Below are 5679 nucleotides of genomic sequence, written 5' to 3' on the forward strand. Positions count from 1 at the left end.
CCCTACCCGTCGGACATGGCCAAGGCGATCCAGGCGCCGATCCTCCACGTCAACGGCGACGACCCCGAGGCGGTGACCTTCTGCTGCAAGCTGGCGATCGAGTTCCGCCAGGAGTTCGGCCGCGATATCGTGATCGACATGTGGTGCTATCGCCGCTTCGGCCATAACGAGGGCGACGAGCCGAGCTTCACCCAGCCGCTGATGTACGCCGCGATCCGCGAGCATCCGCCGATCAGCGCGATCTACGCCAAGCGGCTGGCCGACGAGGGCGTGGTCGATGCCGCGTGGGCGGACAATCATACCAAGACCTACCTCGCGCACCTCGAAGAAGAATTCCAGGCGGCGGTGTCCTATCTGCCCAACAAGGCCGACTGGTTCGAGGGCCGCTGGGCCGGGCTCGGGCGGCCCGACGAGCCGGTACTCGGCCGCCGCAACATCGCCACCGCGATCGGCGACGACGAGCTGGCGGCGCTGGGCAAGACGCTGACCAATGTCCCGGCCGACCTCAAGATCCACAAGACGCTGCAGCGGATCATCGACGCCAAGAAGGCGATGTTTGAGAGCGGCGGCGGATTCGACTGGGCGACCGCCGAGGCGCTGGCCTTCGGCAGCCTGATCGCCCAGGGCCACAATGTCCGTTTGTCGGGCCAGGATTCGGGCCGCGGCACGTTCAGTCACCGCCACGCGGTGTGGGTCGACCAGGCGAGCGGAGAAAAATTCATCCCGCTGACGACGATCGACGGCGGCCGCTTCGAGGTGCGCGACAGCCCCCTGAGCGAATTCGGCGTGCTCGGATTCGAGTATGGTTATTCGATCGCGGACCCCAAGACGCTGGTGCTGTGGGAAGCGCAGTTCGGCGATTTCGCCAATGGCGCGCAGACCATCATCGACCAGTTCATCGCTGCCGGCGAGGCCAAGTGGCTGCGCGCGTCGGGGCTGGTGATGCTGCTTCCGCACGGCTTCGAGGGCCAGGGCCCCGAGCACAGCTCGGCGCGGCTCGAGCGTTATCTGCAACTGTGCGCCGAGGACAATCTCCAGGTCGCCAATTGCACCACTCCCGCGAATTATTTCCACATCCTGCGGCGTCAATTGCTGCGCGAGTTCCGCAAGCCGCTGATCGTGATGACTCCCAAGTCGTTGCTGCGCCACAAGCTCGCGGTGTCGGCCGCGGGCGACTTCACCGGCGACAGCCATTTTCGGCGTATCCTGAGCGACCTCAATCCCCCGGCCGAGGGCGCAACCACGCGGCTGGTGCTGTGCTCGGGCAAGCTCGCCTACGAGTTGATGGAGGCGCGCGACGCGCTTGTGAAGGAGGGGGGCGGCGACGGCAGCGTCGAGATCATGCGCATCGAGCAGCTCTACCCGTTCCCGTCCGAGCCGTTGCTCAAGCGGCTGAAAGCAATGCCCAGGCTCGAGCAGCTGATCTGGGCGCAGGAAGAGCCGCGCAACAACGGCGCGTGGAGCTTCGTCGAGCCGCTGCTCGAGACCTGCCTGGCGGACGCGGGGCTCAAAGGCATGCGGCCGATCTACGCCGGGCGCGATGCCGCCGCCTCCCCCGCCACCGGCCTCGCCAAGCGCCACGCCGCCGAGCAAGCGGCCTTGATCGCCGCCGCGCTCAGTCATAGCAGCCAGCCCGGCTCCCGTGCGTTGGCCGGCTGACGAAGAAGGAAAATCATGGCCACCGATGTAAAAGTCCCGGCGCTGGGAGAATCGATCACCGAAGGAACGCTCGCGCAGTGGCTCAAGAAGCCCGGCGAGGCGGTCGCCGCCGACGAGGCGATCGCCAGCCTCGAGACCGACAAGGTCAGCGTCGAAGTGCCGTCGCCGGTCGCGGGGACATTTTCGGAAGCGGTGGTCAAGGAAGGCGACACTGTCGCGGTCGGCGCGATCATCGCGCGGATCGATGAGGGTAGCGCAGGTGCAGCCGCGGCGCCTGCCTCGGCCTCGACCCCGGCCGAAACCGCCGCCGACGCCACCACCAACCCGGCCGGCGCCGGCGAGACCCCGCAGTTGCGCGGCGACGAGCATGCGCCCGAGCCGGCCGCTCCGGCTCCTGCACCGGCCCCGGCCGCCGCGCTCGATGCGGCGCCGCAGGAGTCGGTGACGACGCTGTCGCCCGCGGTGCGCCGCGCGGTGCTCGAGCATCATGTCGACCCGTCGAGCATCAAGGGGAGCGGCAAGGACGGCCGCCTGACCAAGGATGATGTGCTCGCCGCTGCGCAGGCGCAGAGATCAGGCGGTTCCCCGGCGCAGGCCGGGGTCCAGGCGCCGGAGGCGAAAGCCCCGGCTCCGGAAATCAAGGCCCCAGCCCCAACCTCAGCAGAAGCGCAGCCTGCTGCTCCTGGAGCCGGGCCTGCGCCGGGGAACAGGCGGGAAGAGCGCGTCAAAATGTCGCGGATGCGGCAGACCATCGCGACGCGGCTCAAGGAAGCGCAGAACACTGCCGCGATCCTCACCACCTTCAACGATGTCGACATGTCGGCGGTGATCGACGCACGGTCCCGCTACAAGGATCTGTTCGAGAAGAAGCACGGCATCCGCCTGGGCTTCATGGGCTTTTTTGTGAAAGCGGTGGCGCTGGCGGCGAAGGACGTGCCCGCGGTCAATGCCAGCCTCGAAGGCGACGAGATTGTTTATCACGATTACCTCGACGTCTCGGTCGCGGTGTCGGCGCCCAAGGGGCTGGTTGTTCCCGTCGTGCGCGATGCCGACGCGATGAGCTTCGCCGAGATCGAGAAAGCGATCGCCGCGTTCGGCAAGAAGGCCAAGGACGGCCAGCTGACCGCCGAGGACATGAAGGGCGGCACCTTCACCATTTCCAACGGCGGGGTGTTCGGCAGCCTGCTGTCGACCCCGATCATCAACCCGCCGCAATCGGCGGTGCTCGGCATGCACCGCATCGAGGAGCGGCCGGTGGCCAAGGACGGCGAAGTGGTGATCCGCCCGATGATGTATCTGGCGCTGAGCTACGACCACCGCCTGGTCGACGGCCGCGAGGCGGTGACCTTCCTGGTGCGCATCAAAGAAGCGATCGAGGATCCGACACGGCTGCTGATCGACCTCTAGGCGTAGTGGGCGCAGTTCTGAGGATCAGCCCACGTCGAACGTCCGCTTTGGTGGAATGCGGACATTCCGTGTATGCTCACCAGCATGCAATTGAAGATTTATCTTACCATCGCATTTATTGCGTTTGTTGCGGCTGTTACCGGCTCTGATCTTGTGGCGAGGATGACCATTGGTCAGCTTTCCCTAGGCGAAGCTATCAGCGAGCATCTCGAATGGGCGTCGCTGACGCTTATTGGCATCCTATTTCTATTAGCTCCGTTTCTGTGTGTAGCAATCATGTGCGCCAAGGCTCAAAGAAAGACTCGGGCACGCAGTGTGACGGTGATCTTTGGAGCCTCCCTAATTGCGTTAATGTATCGCTACTTTGATGCCTTCCAAGCGGCCGAGCAGGCGATGCTTGGCGAACGATGGACTGCCGCTGCGCTGTCGATTGGTTTGCTCCCGTTCTTCGTCGGCTTGCCGGTTGTATTGTTAGCATTTGGCGCGACGGTCATTGCTTCGCGGTTCGATCCCTGGCGAGCTTAAAAACTCGTCTGGGCCAGTGTCCGCAATGGGTCGGTAGCTGCCCCTTCGCCTACACGCTCTCCGCCAGCCAGATCGTGTGCTGTGCGCCTTTGCCGTTGGAGCGGGCGCGGACTTTCGACGGCGTGGCGGCGAAGCTGTTGGCGTTGAGGCGGCGGGTGAAGGCGGGGTCGTCGGCGGCCGACCACACGGCGAGGATTCCGCCGCGGACCAGCGCCGCTTTCGCAGCCGCCAGCCCGGACGCCGAATACAGCCCGTCGTTTTCGGCCCGAGTCAGGCCGTCGGGGCCGTTGTCGACGTCGAGCAGGATGGCGTCGTAGCTGGCGCGCGCGGTCGCGATCACAGCCGCCACATCCCCTTCAACCACAGTCACGCGCGGGTCGTCGAGGCAGCCGGCGGTGAGCTCGGCCATCGGGCCGCGCGCCCAGGCGATGATCTCCGGCACCAATTCCGCGACCACCACCGACGCCCCCGGCGGCAGCACCGCCAACGCCGCGCGCAGGGTAAAACCCATGCCGTAGCCGCCGATCAGCAGGCGCGGGTTGGTGCGGTTCTTGAGCCGCGCGCAGGTAAGGGTCGCGAGCTGCTCCTCCGACCCGCTCATGCGGCTGTTCATCAGCTCGTTGCGATTCAGCACGATCATGTAATCGCGGTCGCGGCGGAACAGGCGCAATTGCTCGCCGCCCGGCACTTCGGCGGTCGCCACCAGCTCGCGGACTTTCATTCGGAGAAGTCTATTTGCGGGCCCGGCGCGCCGCATATTTGGCGTCGCGCGCGGCCTTGCGCTCCTCCTCGCTCGGCGGAGGCGCAACCGCGGCCTTGGCTGCCGCCGCGGCGTCCCGCGCAGCCTTCTTTGCCTGCGCCTTTTCCGCGTCGCGAGCGTCGCGGTGCGCCTTTCGCTCGATCCGCTCGGCAACCACCTTGGGGTCGACCGGCGGCTTGGCGCGCAAGCCGGCCAGCGCTTTCTCGCGCGCTGCCGCGGCGTTGCCGATGCGGTCCTGGAAGCTGTCCTTATAGGTCACCGTGCCGCTCTCCGATCAGGCCGCGGTCACTCGCAGACCGCGGCGGCAAGCGCAACCGCATGAGGGTGGATTCGCGGGCACGTGCCCCCTATGTCGCGGCGACACCGCCATTCCGGCTGACGAAAGACTCTCATGGCTGACTATGATTTCGACGTGCTGGTGATCGGCTCCGGGCCGGGCGGCTATGTCGCCGCGATCCGCGCCGCCCAGCTCGGCCTCAAGACCGCCTGCGCGGAAAGCCGCGAGACCCTGGGCGGAACCTGCCTCAACGTCGGCTGCATCCCGTCCAAGGCGCTGCTCCACGCCTCCGAATTGTTCGAGGAAGCGGCCCACGGCACGATGGCCAAATGGGGGATCAAGGCGAGCGGGGTCGAGCTCGACCTCGACCTGATGCACGCCGGGCGCAAGGATGCGGTCAAGGGCCTCACCCAAGGCATCGAATTCCTGTTCAAGAAGAACAAGGTCGAGTGGCTCAAGGGCCGCGCCGCGTTTGAAAGCGCCGACACCGTCAAGGTCGGCGACCGCACGGTGCGGGCGAAGAACATCGTCATCGCCACCGGCTCGTCGGTGACGCCGCTGACCGGAGTCGAGGTCGACCAGAAGCGGATCGTCGATTCGACCGGCGCGCTCGAGCTGGCCGCGGTGCCGGGCCACATGGTGGTGATCGGCGGCGGGGTGATCGGGCTCGAGCTGGGCAGCGTATGGAAGCGGCTTGGCGCCAAGGTCACCGTGGTCGAATATCTCGACCAGATCCTGCCGGGCATGGACGGCGACGTGCGCAAGGAAGCCAACAAGATCTTCAAGAAGCAGGGGTTCGAGTTCAAGCTCGGGACCAAGGTCACCGGCGCCAAGGTCGAGGGCGAAACGGTCAAGCTCAGCGTCGAGCCCGCCGCCGGCGGCGCCGCGGAGACGATCGACGCCGATGTCGAGTTGGTGTCGATCGGCCGCCGCCCCAACACCGACGGCCTCGCGCTCGACAAGGCCGGGCTCGCGGTCAATCAGAAGGGGCAAATCGAGATCGACCACGACTTCCGCACCAAAGTCGCGGGTGTGTGGGCGATCGGCGACG

Annotated in this window: 6 protein-coding genes; 4 read left to right on the top strand and 2 right to left on the bottom strand. The window is 66.4% G+C overall.

Translation table 11 applies throughout. The annotated features are described in order from the left end of the window. From RMP08_RS06240 to RMP08_RS06250, 3 genes are all read left to right on the top strand, one after another. Positions 1-1659, top strand: a 1659-nt coding sequence (locus RMP08_RS06240) for a 2-oxoglutarate dehydrogenase E1 component (protein WP_310468132.1), incomplete at its 5' end; no start/stop codon positions are given. Positions 1660-1674: 15 nt separating this feature from the next. Continuing rightward, positions 1675-3066, top strand: a complete 1392-nt coding sequence (odhB, locus tag RMP08_RS06245; protein WP_310468133.1) for a 2-oxoglutarate dehydrogenase complex dihydrolipoyllysine-residue succinyltransferase — start codon at positions 1675-1677, stop codon at positions 3064-3066. Between the two features lie 84 nt (positions 3067-3150). Continuing rightward, complete coding sequence (locus RMP08_RS06250; protein WP_310468134.1) at positions 3151-3591, top strand: hypothetical protein; 441 nt, start codon at positions 3151-3153, stop codon at positions 3589-3591. A gap of 49 nt (positions 3592-3640) precedes the next feature. On the opposite strand, the gene RMP08_RS06255 is transcribed toward RMP08_RS06250, so the two are convergent. Further along, entirely contained in the window at positions 3641-4312 is a 672-nt protein-coding gene (locus RMP08_RS06255; protein WP_310468135.1) for a spermidine synthase, read from the bottom strand. 10 nt (positions 4313-4322) lie between these two features. Continuing rightward, entirely contained in the window at positions 4323-4610 is a 288-nt protein-coding gene (locus tag RMP08_RS06260; RefSeq protein ID WP_310468136.1) for a DUF6481 family protein, read from the bottom strand. A 132-nt stretch (positions 4611-4742) separates the two neighbouring features. Here RMP08_RS06260 and RMP08_RS06265 point away from each other — a divergent pair. Further along, positions 4743-5679, top strand: a 937-nt coding sequence (locus RMP08_RS06265) for an FAD-dependent oxidoreductase (RefSeq protein WP_310468137.1), incomplete at its 3' end; no start/stop codon positions are given.

This window comes from Sphingomonas sp., from assembly GCF_031426035.1.
Taxonomy (GTDB): domain Bacteria; phylum Pseudomonadota; class Alphaproteobacteria; order Sphingomonadales; family Sphingomonadaceae; genus Sphingomicrobium.

What these genes read in the sequence shown, in the direction of transcription:
- RMP08_RS06250 (WP_310468134.1), top strand. Translation starts at nt 3,151, where the DNA reads ATGCAATTGAAGATTTATCTTACCATCGCATTTATTGCGTTTGTTGCG.
- odhB (WP_310468133.1), top strand. Translation starts at nt 1,675, where the DNA reads ATGGCCACCGATGTAAAAGTCCCGGCGCTGGGAGAATCGATCACCGAA.
- RMP08_RS06255 (WP_310468135.1), bottom strand. Translation starts at nt 4,312, where the DNA reads ATGAAAGTCCGCGAGCTGGTGGCGACCGCCGAAGTGCCGGGCGGCGAG.